Origin of the sequence: Methanoregula sp., from assembly GCF_049686655.1 — an archaeon.
GTDB lineage: Archaea > Halobacteriota > Methanomicrobia > Methanomicrobiales > Methanospirillaceae > Methanoregula.
In genome coordinates this window covers 118238-137380 of sequence record NZ_JBAVIG010000065.1, presented here as the reverse complement: position 1 = coordinate 137380, position 19143 = coordinate 118238, and the positions used below count along the sequence as shown (strand labels likewise).

18 protein-coding genes are annotated in these 19143 nt (G+C 55.3%); 6 read left to right on the top strand and 12 right to left on the bottom strand.

Annotated elements, in window-relative coordinates; all coding sequences use genetic code 11:
• Positions 1-3: 3 nt before the first annotated feature.
• Both WBL42_RS09215 and WBL42_RS09210 read right to left on the bottom strand, forming a co-directional pair.
• Complete coding sequence (locus tag WBL42_RS09215) at positions 4-816, bottom strand: TIGR01458 family HAD-type hydrolase (protein WP_424720974.1); 813 nt, start codon at positions 814-816, stop codon at positions 4-6.
• Complete coding sequence (locus WBL42_RS09210) at positions 771-1427, bottom strand: type 1 glutamine amidotransferase (protein ID WP_424720973.1); 657 nt, start codon at positions 1425-1427, stop codon at positions 771-773. Before WBL42_RS09210 ends, WBL42_RS09215 begins: the two co-directional genes overlap by 46 nt.
• A gap of 137 nt (positions 1428-1564) precedes the next feature.
• On the opposite strand from WBL42_RS09210, the gene WBL42_RS09205 reads away from it, so the two are divergent.
• Positions 1565-2614 carry a ribonuclease H-like domain-containing protein gene (locus WBL42_RS09205; RefSeq protein ID WP_424720972.1) on the top strand — a complete coding sequence of 350 codons (1050 nt, stop codon included), beginning with the start codon at positions 1565-1567 and terminating at the stop codon, positions 2612-2614.
• Positions 2601-4907, top strand: a complete 2307-nt coding sequence (locus WBL42_RS09200) for a DEAD/DEAH box helicase (RefSeq protein WP_424720971.1) — start codon at positions 2601-2603, stop codon at positions 4905-4907. The genes WBL42_RS09205 and WBL42_RS09200 overlap by 14 nt, the downstream gene beginning before the upstream one ends.
• A 43-nt stretch (positions 4908-4950) precedes the next feature.
• Here the strand turns inward: WBL42_RS09200 and sepS are convergent, their stop codons facing one another.
• The 9 genes from sepS to WBL42_RS09155 are packed head-to-tail and all read right to left on the bottom strand — an operon-like array spanning position 4951 to position 13536.
• On the bottom strand, positions 4951-6597 hold the full coding sequence (gene sepS / locus WBL42_RS09195) for an O-phosphoserine--tRNA ligase (protein WP_424720970.1): 1647 nt from the start codon (positions 6595-6597) through the stop codon (positions 4951-4953).
• Positions 6594-7493 (bottom strand): 4-demethylwyosine synthase TYW1, encoded by a 900-nt coding sequence (gene twy1, locus WBL42_RS09190; protein WP_424720969.1) that lies wholly within the window; start codon positions 7491-7493, stop codon positions 6594-6596. Before twy1 ends, sepS begins: the two co-directional genes overlap by 4 nt.
• A complete protein-coding gene (gene argS / locus WBL42_RS09185) occupies positions 7474-9138 on the bottom strand; it encodes an arginine--tRNA ligase (RefSeq protein WP_424720968.1) in 1665 nt (554 codons plus the stop codon). Before argS ends, twy1 begins: the two co-directional genes overlap by 20 nt.
• Entirely contained in the window at positions 9138-10409 is a 1272-nt protein-coding gene (gene prf1, locus WBL42_RS09180) for a peptide chain release factor aRF-1 (protein ID WP_424720967.1), read from the bottom strand. The genes argS and prf1 overlap by 1 nt, the downstream gene beginning before the upstream one ends.
• Positions 10410-10450: 41 nt before the next feature.
• Positions 10451-11335, bottom strand: coding sequence for an alpha/beta hydrolase (locus WBL42_RS09175; RefSeq protein ID WP_424720966.1), 885 nt, complete (start codon positions 11333-11335; stop codon positions 10451-10453).
• A gap of 2 nt (positions 11336-11337) precedes the next feature.
• Positions 11338-11835, bottom strand: a complete 498-nt coding sequence (locus tag WBL42_RS09170; protein WP_424720965.1) for an NUDIX hydrolase — start codon at positions 11833-11835, stop codon at positions 11338-11340.
• On the bottom strand, positions 11836-12501 hold the full coding sequence (gene queC, locus WBL42_RS09165) for a 7-cyano-7-deazaguanine synthase QueC (protein ID WP_424721008.1): 666 nt from the start codon (positions 12499-12501) through the stop codon (positions 11836-11838).
• Positions 12501-13109: a 7-carboxy-7-deazaguanine synthase QueE gene (locus WBL42_RS09160; protein ID WP_424720964.1), complete on the bottom strand. Its 609-nt coding sequence runs from the start codon at positions 13107-13109 to the stop codon at positions 12501-12503. The genes queC and WBL42_RS09160 overlap by 1 nt, the downstream gene beginning before the upstream one ends.
• Positions 13096-13536: a 6-carboxytetrahydropterin synthase gene (locus tag WBL42_RS09155; protein WP_424720963.1), complete on the bottom strand. Its 441-nt coding sequence runs from the start codon at positions 13534-13536 to the stop codon at positions 13096-13098. Before WBL42_RS09155 ends, WBL42_RS09160 begins: the two co-directional genes overlap by 14 nt.
• A gap of 165 nt (positions 13537-13701) precedes the next feature.
• Here WBL42_RS09155 and WBL42_RS09150 point away from each other — a divergent pair, with 165 nt between their 5' ends.
• The 4 genes from WBL42_RS09150 (at position 13702) to WBL42_RS09135 (ending at position 17607) form a co-directional block, all read left to right on the top strand.
• Positions 13702-14130 (top strand): 30S ribosomal protein S12, encoded by a 429-nt coding sequence (locus WBL42_RS09150; protein ID WP_015286779.1) that lies wholly within the window; start codon positions 13702-13704, stop codon positions 14128-14130.
• A 5-nt stretch (positions 14131-14135) separates the two neighbouring features.
• Positions 14136-14726, top strand: a complete 591-nt coding sequence (locus WBL42_RS09145) for a 30S ribosomal protein S7 (protein WP_424721007.1) — start codon at positions 14136-14138, stop codon at positions 14724-14726.
• Positions 14727-14750: 24 nt separating this feature from the next.
• The gene (locus WBL42_RS09140) at positions 14751-16946 is read left to right on the top strand and encodes an elongation factor EF-2 (RefSeq protein ID WP_424720962.1); all 2196 of its coding nucleotides are present in this window, start codon (positions 14751-14753) and stop codon (positions 16944-16946) included.
• A 148-nt stretch (positions 16947-17094) separates the two neighbouring features.
• Positions 17095-17607, top strand: coding sequence for a GTP-binding protein (locus WBL42_RS09135; RefSeq protein ID WP_424720961.1), 513 nt, complete (start codon positions 17095-17097; stop codon positions 17605-17607).
• A 1006-nt stretch (positions 17608-18613) separates the two neighbouring features.
• Here the strand turns inward: WBL42_RS09135 and WBL42_RS09130 are convergent.
• Entirely contained in the window at positions 18614-19087 is a 474-nt protein-coding gene (locus tag WBL42_RS09130) for a peptidylprolyl isomerase (RefSeq protein ID WP_424720960.1), read from the bottom strand.
• Positions 19088-19143: the final 56 nt, after the last annotated feature.

The following is a 19143-nucleotide window of genomic DNA, read 5'->3' as shown; positions in this document are numbered from 1 at the left end:
ATCTCACAGGATCTCCTTTATGCCGGCAATGGAATCGATGGTCTTCCATGGGATGATTCCCCCCGGGGTGAGATCCTGTTCACGGAATTTACCTGTCCTGACAAGAATCCCCCGGATTCCTGCAGCCTGTGCCCCCTCAATGTCAGTAACGATATCATCACCGATCATTGCAACCTGATCCCTGTGCAGGCCAATCTCCTGGAGGGCAAGTTCAAAGAAAGCCCTGGATGGCTTTCCCACTACAGTGGCTTTTTTCCCGGTTGCGAACTCAAGCGCAGTCACAAACGGGCCGGCAGAGAGGGCCAGGCCATCGCCAGACAACCAGTACCTGTCTCTCTCAAGGGCGATCAGTTCAGCTCCCCCCATAAGCTGCCTGAACGCCCGGTTGAGGCTGTTGTAGGTAACTGCATCTCCGGCATCCCCGAGGATTACGTAGTCGACCAGTCCCGTCCCGTCGTTTAATCCGATATCGTTAAAATCCTGATCAACATCCCCTGTCGTGAGAAGATGATACCGGTTACGGCCGGTTTTTCTCATGTGAGCTATCGCGGCAAGAGGTGGAGTAAAAATATGTTCTTCAGGAATTTCGAAGCCCATCGCTGCCAGTTTCCCCGCTATAGTCCGCCTGGATTTTCGTGTCGTGTTGGAAAGAAACCGGAATGGTATATCGTTCTGCACCAAAAACGCGATCGCGTTACGTGCCCCGTCGATAGGTGTATCCCCGACGTAAATAACGCCATCGAGATCGATTAACAGGCCTTTGACGCACATCAGCGTCCCCATCCGTTCAGGAATTTTTCCGTCAGGATCCCACACCGCTCCTTATTACCCTCAATCTCGTGTTCCGAATCCCGCAGCAACTGATTTCTCTCACGTGGGCATAGCTTTTCAGACCATCGGGAGATGATCTTCAGTGTCACTTCCGGGTGGAACTGGACGCCCACTGCGCTTCCCAAACGGAACGCCTGGTTTTTCACACGATCTCCCTGTAAAAGGAGCGTTGCCTGCATAGGGAGATTAAATGTCTCATCGTGCCAGTGAAACACTGTACCTATTTGAGGAAATGGAAACGTATTTCCCAGATGATCCCCGTAGACCCGGCACCAGCCGCGCTCTGGTGTGGATGGGAAGACCCTCTCGCCAAATGCCGAGGCGATCATCTGGGCCCCAAGACAGATCCCGAACACAGGTCTCTGCCGTGTAATCATCTCCCTGATGATCTCTTTCTCCCGGATAAAATACGAATATTCTTCTGTCTCATTGACACTCATCTGACCCCCCAGCACGATAAGACTCGCAGGAATTTCGGTCGGCGTCTCGTTGGTTTCGAACAACCTGACGATGTCAAACGATGTGCCGTACTCCTCAAGGCAGGTCGTGATCTCCCCGGCAGATTCATCCTTGCCATGCTGGAAGATGGTGATCATTGCTCAAGAGGTTTGTTGCCTTGTCACATCAGTATTCCCGTCACTTTCACCCTGCACGGCCGGATCTTTAAACCTGCCAGTCATGATTTTGTATTCAGATAATGTTGTCCGTCCATGCCCCCCCAAGGATTGGCCCTATGTGGCAGCAGCGGATGCAGTCCGTCAACGAGTATGAAGTTGTCCGCGACGGGAACATTTTCGGCAGCAGCCTCTCAAACAATGTAGTTTTCGTCTCAGAATACGACCAGGCGCGAAAACAGATGGCAGCGCTCCTCGCCCGTTTCGAGGATACTCCCTTTGACTCTGCGTTCAATGGCTCCGAGGTCTCGAATGACGGGGGCAGTTGCTTTTCCTGTGAAAGCCGGCTGGATCTCTCGCGTCCCATGGTTGACATTGATCGATTCAGGAAAACGATTATGGGAGATCTCACTCTTGTACGGGGCATTGGGCGAACGACCGAGAAGAAGCTGAATGCCCGTGGTTTCCTCACCCTGTCAGACCTCATTTCACACCCCACGTTCCGGGCCGGGGCCCGTGACGTCCTTGAGTGCATCTCCGGTACAAACACTCTCGAGATAATGGAATGGATCGGGCGCAGACACGCGAAATCGCACCCGGCCATTCTCGGAACTGCATGCCTGCACAATCCGGAGGATTTTATTTTCATAGATATCGAAACGCTCGGACTGTTTTCACGACCTATCATCCTCTTTGGTGTAGGTTTGGTTGAAGGTCACAATATGAATGTCCACCAGTATCTTCTTCGGGACATAACGGAAGAGCTTGCAGCCCTGACCGCGACGGTCGAACACCTCTCCGGGGATAACCCGGCACTTGTCACCTTCAACGGCAAGTCTTTCGATCTGCCTTACATTGCCGACCGCCTGGCTTATTACGGAATGGGCTCTCCCGGCAGAATCCCGCACTTCGATGTGCTCCATTTCAGCAGGAGACGCTGGAAAGATAAACTTCCTTCGCTGCGCCTTACTGATCTCGAACGGGGGATTCTGGGTATTGGAAGAGAAGACGATATCCCGGGCCAGATGGTGCCGGAATTTTATGAGACGTACCTGCAGACGGGCAACATCGGGCCGCTCATTCCCATTGTTGAGCACAACAAGCAGGATATCCACTCGCTTGCCTTACTCTTTTTCCATCTCTTGGAGGAATCTTATGGCAGGGCCTGAAATCGTCCGGTTTCTCTACGCCAACCCAACATATGCCAAAAGAATTGTGCATACCGAGACAACTGAACCGGAGTCTCCCCGGTATGGTGAGCTTGATACCCCCCTTTCCAGGACCCTTGAGGCATACCTTCTGCAGAAGAGGATCCGGTTGTATTCTCACCAGTGTGAAGTAATCAACCATGTCCGGGCAAAACGGAATGTCATTATCACCACTCCCACAGCAAGTGGCAAAACTCTTGCCTTCAACATTCCGGTCTTTGAACTTTTGCATATATATCCTGATGCAAGGGCTCTTTACCTGTATCCGACAAAAGCGCTGTCAAATGACCAATACTCCACTCTTGCGCAGATGGCACAGTTCACGGGTATCCCTGCAAGTCCCGCGATATATGATGGCGATACGCCCCAATCGAAAAGGGCAGCGATCCGTGAACACTCCCGGATCATTATCTCAAACCCGCATGAACTCCACCAGGTGCTTTCATGGCATGCAAAGTGGCGCCCCGTTCTTTCCAACCTAGAATTCGTCATCATTGATGAATCACACCGTTACCGTGGTGTCTTTGGGTCACATGTTGCGCTCGTAATCCGGCGGCTCCTGCGGCTCTGCCGACATTACGGCTCCTCCCCCCGATTTATCCTCTCGACTGCCACTCTTGCAAACCCGCGAAAATTTGCCCGGTGTCTTACCGGCCAGGATTTTCTTCTTGTGGATGACGATGGATCCCCCCATGGCAGAAAGAGTTTTGTCCTTTACAACCCGTTTTACAACGGTGTCGGAGAGCGCTCTACGCACCAGGAGACCAAGGATCTCCTTGTTTCATGCATGAGGGAAGATCTCCAGACCATCTGTTTCACCGGTTCGCGGAAGATGGCAGAACTGATAACCGTCTGGGCCCGGGAGGACGCCCGTCGATTATCCGCACGACTTGCAGAATCTATCTCCGCATACCGTGCTGGATTTCTTCCGGAAGAGAGGCGTCGGCTCGAACGCCAACTGAAAGAAGGGGAGATGAAAGCCGTTGTATCGACAAATGCGCTTGAGCTCGGCATCGATATAGGTACCCTTGACGCTGTACTCATCTCAGGATTTCCCGGGACCATGATGTCGACCCGGCAACAGGCGGGGCGTGCAGGGAGAAGCGGTGGGGAGGCCCTTGCGATCCTTGTGGCACAGGCCAACCCTCTTGACCAGTATTTTATGAGACATCCGGACCAGTTCTTCAGCCGGCCCCATGAGCATGCGATCATCGATACGGAGAACCCGTACATTCTGTCCGGCCACCTGCTTTGTGCCGCCGCAGAGCTGCCCCTGAAAGACGATACCGAGCTGGATCTGTTCGGGAAATCTGCACCCGGGTTATTATCAGAACTTGCAGCAAGCGATCTTGTCAGGAAGACATCTCGCGGGTGGGTTTATTCCGGCAGGGGCCGTGCAGCCGATGCGGTGAGACTCGACGGGATTCCCGGAGAAACCTTCCGGATCATGTGCCGCGGCAGATTGCTCGAAACCATGGATCTCGGGCAGGCATACCGTGAGGCACACAAGGGGGCGATCATGCTCCACCAGGGCGAGACGTACATTGTCAACGAGATGGATCTCGAAACGCATGCCATCCGGGTGACGGAGATCGATGTCGATTACTACACCCAACCCCTCAAGGAGGTGAATCTCTCCGTTATCGAAGTCCTCGATACCCGGGTTGTGAATGGAGTGCGGTGCGCGTTCGGTGAGGTCGAAGTGACCGAATGCTTCACCGGCTATAAGATCAAACGCGGTGATACCATCATCGGAGTCGAGCCCCTGACCCTGCCACCGCTTACTTTCAGGACGAAAGCATTCTGGTTCATTGCTCCCGCTGCGACCGAACAGGCCATCAATGGTCGCGGACTTGATTTCGCCGGGGGACTTCATGGGGCTGAACATGCGATCATCGCCCTGATGCCACTGCATGTGATCTGCGACCGGTGGGATATCGGGGGTTTATCATCCCCTGCCTTTGGTGATGAAGGCGAGCCGACAGTGTTTGTCTATGATGCCTGCGAAGGAGGGATCGGGCTTGCTGAGAAAGCGTTCGGGCTCCTCCCCGGGATCTTTTCCTCCGCTTTCCAGCTGGTAAAAGATTGCCGGTGCGAAGACGGGTGTCCCTCCTGCATCTATTCCCCCAAATGCGGCAATGACAACCAGCCGCTCGATAAAACTGCAACGATCCTTCTCCTCGGGGAGCTCTCCCGGGTCCCGGACTCCCCCGTCTCCACCGGTGAAGTAAATCGGGAAGTACCCGCATCCTGATGAAAAAAAGGAACCGGGTGTGAGGATGCCGGCAGCCGGCAGCTCAGTCCCCGATAACGGATCGCACGGCGAGGAATACCGGCCCGCGGACATCGACCTTCTTCTTGTTGTCCGTGATGAACCGCATCGCATACTCCTCGATCTTCAGGTTGATATCGCTGGGGAGCTTTGCCATCTTCACCTGGATGTTTGCAGGTCTCCCGCAGCGGGCTGCCTCTTCGATCCGCGCAGCGGCAAGGGATGAGGCCGCGCTGAGGTAGGTGATCCCTGTCGTTACCCCCTCCGTCCGTACCTGTTTCCATTTTTCTGCATCCGGTACGCCCAGGATGGAGCCTTCGTGAACAAAGATCTCGTTTGCGCAGGCAGGGCCCAGGAGCTTCGCGTTGGACTCCGTCTCTTCCACGATCACCTTCAGCTTCAGGTCCCCGATGGTCCCCGCCCAGGCCTCAAAGGAACAGGGGCCCTGCTCGGTGGCATGGGCAGCCGCCGTCTGTGCAATGGCAGTGGCCATGAGTCTTCCTTCAGGTGATCGTGGCTCTTCCCGCAGGTGGACTGCCCGCAGGATCTCCCGGTCGGTCAGTTGCCTGGGTGAGAACTGCGGGAAGCAGAGCTGCCGGACATCATTTGCATTGTACGCGATCATTGCCAGCCGCTCGACGCCCAGGCCGAGGTTCATGACCGGGACGCCGATGCCGTACTCTGCAAGTGCCGAGGGAGAATACATGCCAAAGGTTGCAACTTCTACCCATCCGTGTACCGGGTGCCGGGCATAAACCTCGGTCTGGGAGTCCGGCATATAATACTTGGAGCGTTTCTCATCCGGCTGGAACCGGAAGTCGGTATACCCGAACGCCGAGAGAAGCGCTTCGCTGACCGCTTTTCCCTCCTCATTTGTGACATCTTCCCCAGCTACAATGCAGGAGGCCGAATGGTATGTCATGAGCCGGGTAGGCCCCTCAGCCTGCTCGCGCCGGAAACACCGGTCCACTGAGAACATCCGGATCGGCAGCGGAGTCTTGTCCCAGATGGAGCCAAGCGTCATGAACCAGCCGCTCGTCATATGACTGCGAAGGGTTGACCTCGAGGACTCCGGGGCAAGGGCCCGGAATTCCGGGAAGACCGCGTCGAGGATATGCACTACGAGTGCGTCGTCAACGCCGAGGACTTTTGCGAGTTCATAGGTCAGCTCGTCGCCATCAATCTCTGACTTCTTGTACGCATGGAGTGTCTCCCGTAAGTGCTCCTCGGTCTCCTTTGTCATCGGCTGGTAATGGCCATGGGACTGTCCGGCAGGGCCAGACTCCTGGTGGACGAGCGGATTCCTATGGCTCATCAGAATATCGTTGATCTCGTCCAGTTGTTTGCGGGCGATCCCTACGTTCGGGCGCGGGAGTCCGCCAAGATAAAAGACCCGGTCGAGGACGGCCATCGCCTCGGGACCGAACTGGCGGTAGATGTCCTGCTCTTCGATAATAACCGGGTTTTCCGCTTCATCGAAACCAAGGGAGAGGTACGTCTCCCGCAGCCGGTTGATCGTGGCAAAGATCGGGTGGGGCTGAGCCCTCTTGTAGGCTCGTGATGGGTAGGTGCCCGCGTGTCCTGCGGATGTCAGAACTGAGGGTCCTTCGTGCCATGCCCCTTCGAAGTTATCGTGTGCCTTCCGTTTCCATTCATCAGGATTGAACTTCATCTCTCTCGCTCCAGGCAGATCACTCTGCTCAACTCGTTTTCGTCCCTGAACCGGTAATCGCACGCCTTCACGATCTTCCCGGCAAATGATCGCACATACGCATGCTCCGGCATATTCTCCCTTGACAAACGATTTCTACTGTATCCCAGATACATATATCCCTTTACTTCAACGAATTGTGCCCCCGAATCCTGGAGGATTGCTGCATATTTTTCCGGTGAAAAATCATTGAGGCCTTTCACAAGAGTGATCCTCACCGCAGAGCGGCGCGAACCGAGGCCCCTGAGACTCTCCCCGACCCGTTCCCAGTAATCTCCGGACGGGCGGCACACGCTGAGGTACGTCTGCTCGTCAGGTGCATCCAGCGAGACATACATCTGGAAAGGGTTACATCTCCTGAGCATTTCCGGGCAGGTTCCATTGCTCACGAGGAATGTAGTGTATCCTTTGCTGTTGAAGAGGTCGATGAGCTGCGGGAGCCTGCTGTACAGTGTGGGCTCGCCCGATAGGGAGATTGCCACGTGACGGGGATCCAGTGCCTCCCGCCACCGCTCCTCCGTTACGGTATTATCGAGCACCGCATTGTATCCGGCCAGCGCCTTTTTCTGGAATTTGTGGATCCCTGCAAGGATTGTCTCGGGGGGACACTCCTCTTCTTCCACGGCTTCGTGCTCGAATGATCGCCAGCAGAAGAGACACCGCTGGTTGCATCGCAGGGTCGGCGTCAGCTGGACGCAGCGGTGGCTGTCAATTCCGTAGAACTGGTGCTTGTAGCACATCTCTCCCCCGGCCAGCGCCCGCTTGCACCACATGCAGGGCTTGAGGGCTGCCGAAGAGGTCTTTGAAAAAAACTGGTACCCCTGTTTCTGCAGGGATTTACATGGAACTGATGGCATCGATCCCAAGCGTTTCGAGGGACTCTTTGAGCGTGTTCTGCGCTGCCCTGACCAGCGTCAGCCGGCGGTCCCGGATATTCCCCTCACTCTTCAGCACCGGTTCAAAGTGGTAAAATGTGTTGAATGTATCCGCAAGCTCCCGGGCATATGTGGCAAGGATATGCGGCCTGAGTTCTGCAATGACTTTATCGATAACAACGGGGAATTTTGCGATCTGTTTAGCAAGCCTGATTTCCTGTTCCGTTTCCAGATCGTAACATTCGGTGAATATGCCGGCTTTTTCGAGAAGACTGCAGGCACGGGCGTGGGCGTACTGGATATAGGGGCCGCTCTGCCGCTCGAAATCCAGGGCTTCCTTCCAGTCGAACACCGTACTCTTCTCCGGTGAGACCTTTACGATATCGTAGCGGATTGCCGCAAGCCCGACCGATTTTGCAATCGAATGGCGTGTCTCTTCATCCAGTTCCGGCCTGCGTGTCGTTACCTCATTAAGGGCCCGCTTCGTGATCTCCGTGATCAGGTCATCGGCAGAGACGAATTTGCCTGCACGGGTACTCATCGATCCTTCCGGCAGGGAGACGAATTCGAACGTGACGATCTCCGGGGCCCTCTCTCCAAGCAGCCGCAGGGTGCACTGGAGCTGTGAGCCGATCAGCTTGTGGTCTGCCCCGAGGACATCGATCATCCGGTCGAAGTTGGCCGCCTTCCATACGTGGAACGCAAGATCCCGTGCCGCGTACACTGAAGTCCCGTCACTGCGCCGGATTACGTACTTGTTCTCGAAACCACAGCCCGAGAGGTCAAGTGCGAGCGTCTCATCGTCCACCGCCTGCGGGAGTTTGCGTATCCGGTTGATGATCCGCTCCGTGTACCCGTTCCGGATGAAATCGCTCTCCCAGACGAAACGGTCATGAGCCACGTTCAGGTTCTTCATCGTGACCTTGAACCCGTCGAGGCACCGCGAGACTTCCCTCCGGAATTTTTTGACCGTTGCGGGATCGCCGTTCTCTACCAGCTGCATCAGGGTGTTCACCTGCTGAGTGATCCCGGGGTCTCTCTCGATCTCCCGGTTCGCAGCAATATAGACACGGGCGATGTGGGCGTCTTCCTTCTCGCCCGGCAGCTGGGTGCTGTCGAGGTTGTCGAACCCCCAGACCACGATCGCGATCTGGCGGCCCATATCATTGACATAATACTGCACTTCGAGCGGATAGCCCGCTTTACGGAATGCCCGGGCAAGGGTGTCGCCGATGATTGAGTTCCGTATATGTCCCACGTGCAGCGGACCGTTCGGGTTGGCGCTCGTGTGCTCGAGCACTACCCGGGTCGGCTTTCGCGGGAGCGTCCCGTACCCGGGCTGCACCGCTGCTTTCACGGCTTCCGAGACGAACTCTTTCCCGAGAATGAAGTTGATGTAAGGCCCCTTCGCTTCTACGGTAATCCCGGCAAGCTGCGGGTTCTTTGCCAGTTCAAGGGCAAGGTCCTGGGCAATCTTCACCGGCGCCTGCTTCTTCTCTTTTGCAAGGGAGAATGCAACGGTCGATGCCAGGTCCGCATGCTCTCCGCCGTCTATGAGTTGTGCATCCGGCAGTCCGGTCTGTTCCTTTATTGCATTCCCGATTGTTTCGTATGCCTTGTGCAGCATCAGAGTCCCGTCCTGTAGCGGAGGATCGCTGCGATCCCGCCGAATGCCGTGAAGAGGATCGAACCCTCTTCGAAATCATCAGATATCAGCTCGACTTTTGCACTGCTCTGTTCAGCGAGTTTGGTCAGTTCGTCGATGATATCGATCTCCTCTTCGAGAATGAGCGGTGCGGTACATTTCGGACAGGAACCAAAGGGGATGTCCTGGACCGATTTTCCCGGCTCAATCTGAACTGTCTTCTCATCGGTGAAGTCACAGCTCTGGCATTTTATCCGGAGCCTTGATTTACGGAGGTTTGCCGAGAGGAGCAGGGTGTCGACTGCCCCGATCTCAAGATTTTTCCTGATACTCTCTTCCCCATAGGCTGCATTGTTGTCATCCTTGACAAGCTCCCGTAAGAACTTGTCCATGTACGCCTTCTCCTTGATGACGGTCATGCCCTTGAGCGCGTCCTTTGCCGCATCCACCAGCTCCGAAAGCCCGTCTTCGTTGGTATATGCTACGTCGAAGATCCCGATGATCCGCTTCTGGATCTCGTGGTGGAGGAAGTTACCGGCCTCGAACTCCTCTTTTGTCGGGCTGGGGCCACCGATCAGCACACCCTTGAATCGCTCGAAGAAATCCTTCTCTGCAAGGAAAATGGCACTGGCCCGCTCCCCGATTCTTGTATAGAACTCGGCAATCGCGATCTCCCTGAGACGCCCGAACCGGGCAGCGGACTGGCCGCCTTTGCGCGTCTTTCCCGGGACTGTTGAGGTTGTACCGCCCACGGGCTCGATCCGGTTGCCGCGTAAAAAGCCCCAGTACGCCTCCCGGCGGTCAAGGACGAGAAGCCCGTAGATGGTCTTTTCTTCGAGCATCTGTTTGAGCGGTTCGAGCTCGAAGTTCGAGCTGCACCGGTACATGTAGAGGTTGAGCGGTTCGGGAGGTTCGACAATTGTACACTGGAGATCCGTGCGATCACCGTAGAGTTTTACCGTCCCGCAGAAGATCGCGAGTCCATGCTGCGGGGGGCGCTTGTAGTATTTGAGCCGGGAGAGGATGGAGGAGATGGCACTCTGGACGTTGGTTTTGGTCTGTTTGCTCTTGATATTGGCGCACTGGCCAAACTCGTCCTTGAGCTGGTTGGTAACATCGTAGATCTGCTTGTCAGGAGGGATATAGATCGTGATAAGTTCCGTTCCGTCTCCCTGCTGCGACTCGAGTTTTTCGAGCGCCTTTTTGAACTCGTAACGCTTTCGCGCGTCGTCCATCTCCCGTTCTTCTGCCATTGCCGGACTCAAACCTCTCTGAAGCTATTACTTATTCACACTCACGTGCCATAAATTTGCGCCCATTGTGCTATAAGCCGCTGATCGACATCTGAGTTGATCCCGTGATCGCCATTAAACTCGATGAATGTTTTTGGCTCGTTTGCCGTAGCAAAGAGGGCTTTTCCATCGGCGAAGGGAATGAACGGGTCGGTTGCATTATGGAACATCCAGACCGGTCGGGGAGAGATCCCTGGCAGGTAGGTGCTCGGTTCAAGGGATGTAGCAAACCTCAGGATATCTCCCGACCCGCCCTGATCAAGAACCGCGTCCCGGAGTCCCCAGTCCGCGGTTGAAATCCCCACGTACCCGGCGAATTTCGGATCGACCCCGGCCGCTACTGCCGCGTATCGTCCGCCGTTGCTTCCCCCGACTGCATAGACGGGGACGCTGAACCGGCTGGCAAGCACAGCGCGTGCCGACGAGATGTCGCAGATGGTCAGATAGTACTGGGGCCAGTTGCCGCTCTCGAATCTGGCATAATCCGTCTGGGGATTGAACGCGTCGCCTTCTGTCTCCCCACCCCGGCCCCGGATATCGACAAACATGAATGCATACCCGGCTGCTGCATATGTTACCATCCGCTCTGCATGCCCCGATATTTTCTCTCCGGCACCAGGAATGTACACCATCACGGCTTTTGGCTGTTTTGGATAGCTCAGGTACGTTACTACATCACCGGTTTGAGTGTGCAGGACAACCCGCGATTCAGTGTATGTCTCGTTCGAGAAGAGCATGTTCTCGGTTGTCGTGACGGGTGCGCAGGTTACCGAGAGGACGCCGTTGTTATTTACGGAATAGGATGGCGTGGCAGGGGGACTGCTGGTGCATCCGGCAATGGCTGTCGCCGCAATGAGAATTATAATAAGAATAATGACTGCCCGCATCGTCAGCACCCCAGGCAGCGCTGGATCAGGCAGATCGTCTTCCCATCAACGATATCCCCGTTACGGATCATCTCCGGAAGGTCACCGATGGCAACATCGATCACTTCAATCACCTCATCCTCGTCTTTCCCATATTCCTGTGACGGTGACAAGTCCCTGGCCTCGAACAGGAAGATCTTTTCATCGGTAAATCCCGGGGTCGTGTAGATGAACCCCCGGGGAATAATCGTCCCGGCTGCAAATCCCGTCTCTTCAATCAGCTCACGACGGGCCGTTGTCAGCGGGTCTTCACCCTCTTCCATGGTGCCGGCAGGTGCTTCAATGATATGTTCATCAATCGCATACCGGTACTGCCGCAGGAGCTTGCACATGCCCTCGTGTATGGGAAGGATGGCTACGGCTCCGGACGGGTGCACGATCACCTTCTCACGCTCCCTGCCTGTCGGGAGACGGATCGTCTTTGTCTCGATCCAGAGGCGTCTGCTACGGAAGATCTCCATTTATCCCTCGTACTCGATCGGGTCCCGGATCCCCACAGCGTCAAACGCCTCCCTGCGGAAATGGCAGGAGCCACAGGTCCCGCATGCCTTTCCTTCGTTCCGGTAACAGGACCAGGTATGCTCGTAGGGTACTCCAAGCCGGCTGCCCTCGCGCAGGATATCGGTCTTGGTCATGCGGATGAACGGTGCATAGAGCGTGATTTTCGTGGTGTCTTTTGTCCCGAGATCGATCACTTTCTGGAAGGCTTCTATAAATTGCGGGCGGCAGTCGGGATATCCGCTGTAGTCCAGCGACTGGACTCCGATAAAGATTGCATCCGCATCCTTTGCTTCGGCAAAACCGGTGGCAATCGAAAGCAGGTTCGCGTTCCGGAACGGGACGTAGGTATTGGGCATATGTGCCCGTTCCGGGTCAAAATCTTCGACAGCGATCTCTTTATCCGTGAGACTGTTCGCCCCGAATTTTGCAAAATAATCCAGGTTGATCCCGACGAATGCCTTTGCGTCCAGGAGTTTTGCGATCTTCTTCGCACTTGCCAGCTCTTTTTGCTCCGTCCGCTGCCCGTAATTCAGGTGCAGGGCGAGAATATCGTATCCTTTGCTCTTTGCCACGTAAGCAAGGGTAGACGAGTCCATACCTCCCGATAATAAACAAACCGCGTTCATCATTTCACTCCGATGACCTTGTGCAGCTGAACCTGCATCCGGACCGGCAGGTTGTTGGTCAGGATAAATTTTGAGATTACCTGGTAATCCGCTCCGAAAACCGGTGAGAAAAAGATCTCCCCCGCTATCCGGTGCGAGGCGATCACACCTTGCGCGTACCGGCAGTCGTTTTCATCCTTTACAACAAACTTCACCGTGTCATCCGGGCGGATCTTCCCGAGCAGTCCGAGATCGCTCTGCACTCCCGAAGACGGGCATTTCACGTCCATGCAGACCGATGCGTACTTCTGGAGCGGGGAGAAGTCGATCGTACCGTTGGTCTCGATATCAATCTCTGTCCCCCGCCGGTGAAGGGAAGCGAGGAGGAGTTCGAGGGCATCTGCCTGCAGGAGGGGTTCACCGCCGGTAATGCAGACATACGTCGGGTTGACGCGCCAGATCTGCTCGAGGACCGTATCCATGCTCATGGAAATCCCCCCGCTGCGGGACTCTTTCGTATCGCACCAGGAACAGTCAAGATTGCAGCCGGCAAGACGGATGAAAAGACATGGCCTGCCCTGGTTCTTTCCCTCTCCCTGGAGGCTCACAAAGATATCAGCGATCTGCATCGGGAAGCTCTGATAATGTGTCGGGCGTCTTCAGTTCCGCATACGCGTTCGGGGATTCCCAGACCCGGATCCGGGACACGGTCGCATCGATCCCCTGCGTCTTACAGATCTCGTACAGATCGTTCCGGATAATGAGCGCAAGCAGTTCGCTGGTAGGATCGCCGGGAGTCGTGATCACATGCTGGAGCTGCCGGATTGCTGCCACCATCGGATCATCCTGGTTCAGGATGATCTGGTGATCGTATTTTGCCACCACCTGCTTGATCAGGTTGTAATCGATCAGGATATTGGTCTTCGCGTCGGGTTCCCCTTCAATCCAGACCTCCACCTTCCAGCGGTGCCCGTGAAGGCTGGCGCATTTCCCCTTGTAGTGGAGCAGGCGATGGCTCGCATCGATCTGCACTTCCTTATAGATCCCGACTTTCATTGTACAGTATTGGTTTAAGCGGGATATAAGATTATTATGAGTGAGGAATAATAGTATAAGACAGGCAGGTGGGGTGCCACAATTTATAAATCGATCACCCGCGTTAGTATATATCTCAGTGTGGGTTATCGATAACCACGAAAACAACTAAAACGAGGCTATTTAATGGGACAGGGTAAATTTGCAGCCAGAAAATTGGTTCGGGACTCAAATAAGTTCCGGTGGGCAGACAAGAACTACGCCCGCCGCGAACTCAACCTCGATGTGAAGTCGGATCCCCTCGAGGGTGCGCCACAGGCGAGAGGTATCGTGCTGGAAAAGATCGGTGTTGAAGCCAAGCAGCCCAACTCCGCTATCCGGAAATGCGTTCGCGTCCAGCTTATTAAGAACGGACGCCAGGTAAGCGCGTTTGCAGTCGGCGACGGTGCGATCAACTTCATTGATGAACACGATGAAGTGGAGATCGAAGGTATCGGCGGCCGTCTCGGGCGTTCGATGGGTGATATCCCCGGGGTCAGGTTCGTTGTGACCAAAGTCAACAATGTCTGCCTTCACGAAATGGTCATCGGCCGCAAGGAGAAACCGCGCAGGTGATGCAGATGACGGAAACCGAAGCAACAACCACCGGACAGAAACTTCTGTTCAACAAATGGGATGCCTCCGAAGTCAAGGTTACAGACCCGAGCCTCATGCGCTATGTCACCCTCACCTCCATGATCATCCCCCATACCTGCGGTAAGTTCTCCCGGCAGGAATTCGGGAAGAGCAATATGATGATCGTCGAGCGGTTAATCAACCGCCTGATGCAGACCGAGAATAATACCGGGAAGAAACAGCTTGCAATCCGGATCGTGCGGGACGCATTCGAGATCGTCAACAAGAAGACCAAACGCAACCCCATCGAAGTGCTGGTTGAGGCAATCGCCAACTCAGGTCCCCGGGAAGAGACCGTCCGCCTGAAATATGGTGGTATCAATGTCCCGAAATCTGTCGACACCGCACCCATGCGCAGGGTCGACACCGCCATCGGGTTCCTCGCTGAGGCAACCCTGAAGGCGTCCCGCTCCAGCAAGAAGAGCGCAAGTGCAATCCTCGCCGATGAACTGATCGCCGCCTCCAAGGGCGACATGAAGTGTTACTCGGTAGGGAAAAAGGAAGAACGCGAGCGCATTGCAAAATCCGCCCGTTAAACATCTTTTTTTGAGGTAATTTTCATGGTCCGCGGCAAAAAATCAGTCGAGCGCGTAACTGAGCTCATGAAGGAACCGAAGCACATTCGGAATATCGGTATCGTAGCACACATCGACCACGGCAAGACAACTCTTTCTGACAACCTGCTTTCAGGTGCAGGCATCATCTCTGAGGAGCTCGCAGGAAAGCAGCTCTTCATGGACTCAGATCCGGAAGAGCAGGCCCGCGGTATCACTATTGACGCATCCAACGTCTCGATGGTGCACGAGTATGAAGGTCAGGATTACTTAATCAACATGATCGATACGCCCGGTCACGTTGACTTCGGTGGCGACGTCACCCGTGCTATGCGTGCAGTTGACGGTGCAGTAGTTCTCGTTGATGCAGTTGAAGGTACCATGCCCCAGACCGAGACCGTGCTCCGGCAGGCCCTCAAGGAGGGTGTCCGCCCTGTTCTCTTCATCAACAAGGTCGACCGGCTCGTCAATGAGCTGAAAGTCGATGAGATGGAGATGCAGATCCGTCTCGGCAAGGTTATCGACAAGGTCAACAAGCTCATCAAGGGCATGAACGAGGAAGCCTACAATAGCGGCTGGAAACTTGATGCTGGTGCAGGTACGGTAGCCTTCGGGTCCGCGCTCTATAACTGGGCAGTTTCGGTACCCTTCATGAAGAAGAGCGGGATCTCCTTCAAGATTGTTTTCGATAAGTGCCGTGCAGGCGACATGAAATACCTGGCAAAGAACAGTCCGCTCTCGGATGTTCTCCTGGATATCGTGGTTCATCAGCTGCCAAACCCCCTTGAAGCACAGAAGCGCCGTATCCCGATTATCTGGCACGGCGACAAGGAGTCCAAGGAAGGAAAGGCGATGATCAACTGCGACCCCAAAGGTGCCGTTGCGATGATGGTCACCGATATCTCCTTTGATCCCCACGCCGGCGAAGTCGCCACCGGGCGCCTCTTCTCCGGCAGCCTCAAGCGCGGCGATTCGCTCTATGTGATGGGTTCAGCCATGAAGGAGAACCGTCTCCAGCAGGTCGGTATCTTCATGGGTCCCAAGCGTGTCGAAGTCGAGGAGATTGTCGGGGGCAACATAGCCGCGGTTACCGGTCTTCGGGACGCGTTCGTCGGTTCCACCGTCACTAACCTGCTCGAAATCACACCGTTTGAATCCCTTAAACACTACTCGGAACCGGTCATGACCGTTGCTGTCGAAGCAAAGAACATGAAGGACCTGCCCAAGCTCGTTGAAGTGCTCCGGCAGGTGGCGAAGGAAGATCCGACGCTGGTCATCACCATAAACGAAGAGACGGGCGAGCATCTCATCTCTGGTATGGGAGAACTGCATCTGGAGATCATCTGCGGGCGTATCAAGCGCGATAAAGGTGTCGAGATCGTCACCTCCGAACCCATCGTGGTATACCGTGAGACCGTGACCGGCAAGGTGGAGAATGTTGAAGGGAAATCCCCCAACCGCCACAACCGCTTCTACTTCACCCTCGAGCCCTTACCCGACGGGATCGTGGATCTGATCAAGAAGGGCGAAGTCTCCATGAACCAGCAGGCTCTTGAGCGCCGTGATGCGCTCCTCAAAGCCGGCTTTGACAAGGACGATGCCAAGGCTGTCAAGATGATCAAGGGCACCAACATGCTCATCGACAGGACCAAGGGTATCCAGTACCTCAACGAGACCATGGAACTGATCATTGAGGGCATCGGGGAAGCACTCGCCGGCGGCCCGCTCGCTGACGAGCCGGTCCAGAACCTCAAGATGAGCCTTACCGATGTGAAGCTTCACGAGGACGCAATCCACCGCGGCCCTGCACAGGTCATCCCCGCAGTCCGTGGGGCCATCAAGGGCGGTATGTTACTCGCCGGCGACTCGCTCTTAGAGCCGGTCCAGAAACTCCAGATCTCGGTCCCGATGGACCAGATGGGAGCGGCAACCTCCCAGATCCAGGGACGGCGCGGCCAGGTCTTCGATATGCAGAGCGAGGGCGACACCATCTCGGTAGTCGGCAAGGCACCGGTTGCCGAGCTCTTCGGGTTTGCCGGTGATATCCGGTCCGCTACTGAAGGCCGTGCAATGTGGAACACCGAGTTCGCAGGATTCGAACTGGTTCCCAACAACATGGTCAAGGAAGTCGTTGTCGGGATCCGCAAGCGCAAGGGCTTAAAGGAAGTTATGCCCACGCCGAACGACTACCTCGCAGTATAAATTTTCCCCCGATCCCATTTTCTCTCTCCGACAGGTCATCAGATCCGGAGGAAGAGAAGAACCCGGATGCGTTCTTCCCGTCGTCAGAATCCTGACGGAACCTTCTGAACCACAACTCTAAACATTCCTCCCGCCCCATTTTGTACCAATGCCGGAAGCGATAAAGCAGAAAATCGTTATTTTTGGTGCGTTTGGCGCGGGAAAAACAACGTTGATCAAGACAATCGATCCCGAATCCACCCATATCGAGGCGAATTGCGCCGGAGGGACAACCACAGTGGCCCTCGATTTCGGCCGTGTGGAACTGGACGGCCGCCATCTCCATCTCTACGGGACCCCGGGACAGGAACGGTTTGAGTTTGCCCGGGAGATCATAGCGAAAGGAATGGACGGGGCAGTCCTGCTGGTAGACGCTGGTTCACCGGTTGATGAATTCACCCGGCATCTTTATTCTTCGCTGACTGCGGCAAAGGTCCCGTTCGTGGTCATCCTCAACAAGTGCGAGGCTGAGGGACCGGTACCCGCGGGAATTGCTGCGGAGTTCGGGACAACGCCTGTGTGGATCGTCTCGGCCCTGGACAGGAAACAATGTCTTGATGCCCTTCGCCGGTTTGCCGGCACGCTGCCGGTCCGTACGAATGGGTCTTCCCGGAGCCGGTAATCTTTCCTGATTTCATTCAGGGCCGGCCGGAGTTCGAAAATTTCTGCCGCTGAAAAATCATCTTTTTTGTTGCAGTTGCTCCCGGTACCTTTGGCATGCCGGGTCCTGAAGAGTGGAAACACTCTGAAAAACCCGAAGGTCCTTCTTCGGCCGGTTCCTGTTCAGGATGTACCCGCGACCCCCCCGCGTCACGAGTGCTCTCTGGGGATGCCCCGGCGGCAGGGGCAGCTCGCCTGCCTCCACGAGCTTCAGGAAAAGATGTTTTCTCAACAGCATCGTTTTTAATCAATCGCATCTTCGATCCCATAACCAGGGGGTGAGATCCTCTCTCTCCACAAAGCGGGTGGCATGGGGCCGTAAGGGAACACCCGGTACCCCTTACTTTTTTTGCCGGGTCAATCCGGAAAAAAGGTCACATATCAGCGACCGGTTGCACGATCTTCCCGGTTACGATGGATACGCCGGCCCGGAAACGCCCCCCCATGGAACACCGCTAAAGAGAAAAAAAATCTTCCCGTTTTATACGTATTTTGATAATCCTGGAGGAATTCGTGGACTTTTTCCCGGCGGTGGACAGGTTGGCCATCAAAGGATGTTCACCGGGACCGGTGATCCGGCAACGCAGCCCGATACGGGCTTGTTTTGGCTGTACGCGAGATGAAGTCCCCCAGGGTGCCGGATTGAAGGGCCGCACCGGGGCAGGAGACCCGGGGATCATATTTTCCCGTGACCCGGATCCGGTGAAATCCTCCGATCGCACGATCTTGAGGGGCTTTGATTATCATAACCGGATAATGAACCCGAGGTTTACCTGAAGGTTTCCCGGGCAGAAATTTTCAATCGAACACTGCCTTGGAAACATGTAAATCCTGCCGGGAAATGTTCGATCCCAACAAGGATCGATCCCGGATCTCATTTCCGGGCCGGTGAACCCGGGAAAGAATATTTCCGTAGCTACCCGGATTATGGTCCTTTTAAAAAAAAAAGTGCTGTGGTTCCGGACGTGTTACGCTATCTCTGCCCTGACAATAACAACGTCCTTGAGCGGGCGATCCCCGTGGCCGGTCTTTGTCTTCCCGATCTTGTCCACGACGTCCATTCCTTCGACAACCCTGCCAAAGACTGGGTGCTTGCCGTCGAGGAAGTTGTTGTTCACGAGGTTGATGAAGAACTGGCTGCCGCCCGTATTGGGGCCGGCATTCGCCATCGAGATGGTTCCCCGGTCGTTCCGGTTGCCTGGCGAGAACTCATCCTTGATCGCATAGCCCGGTCCGCCCATGCCGGTCCCTTTCGGATCTCCACCCTGGAGCATGAAACCGCTGATGACGCGGTGGAAGATTACGCCGTCGTAGAACCCTTCCCTGACAAGTTTTTCGAAGTTCCCGGCCGTGATCGGCATGTCGGGGGCGAGGGCAATGGTGATCGTGCCCATGTTCGTCTCGAGTTTCACATGTTTTGGGGATTGATCTGCTTCAGTCATAGCTGGTTAAGAATATGTCATCTCCTGATTATTCTGTGTTGTGAATGACCGGGGGA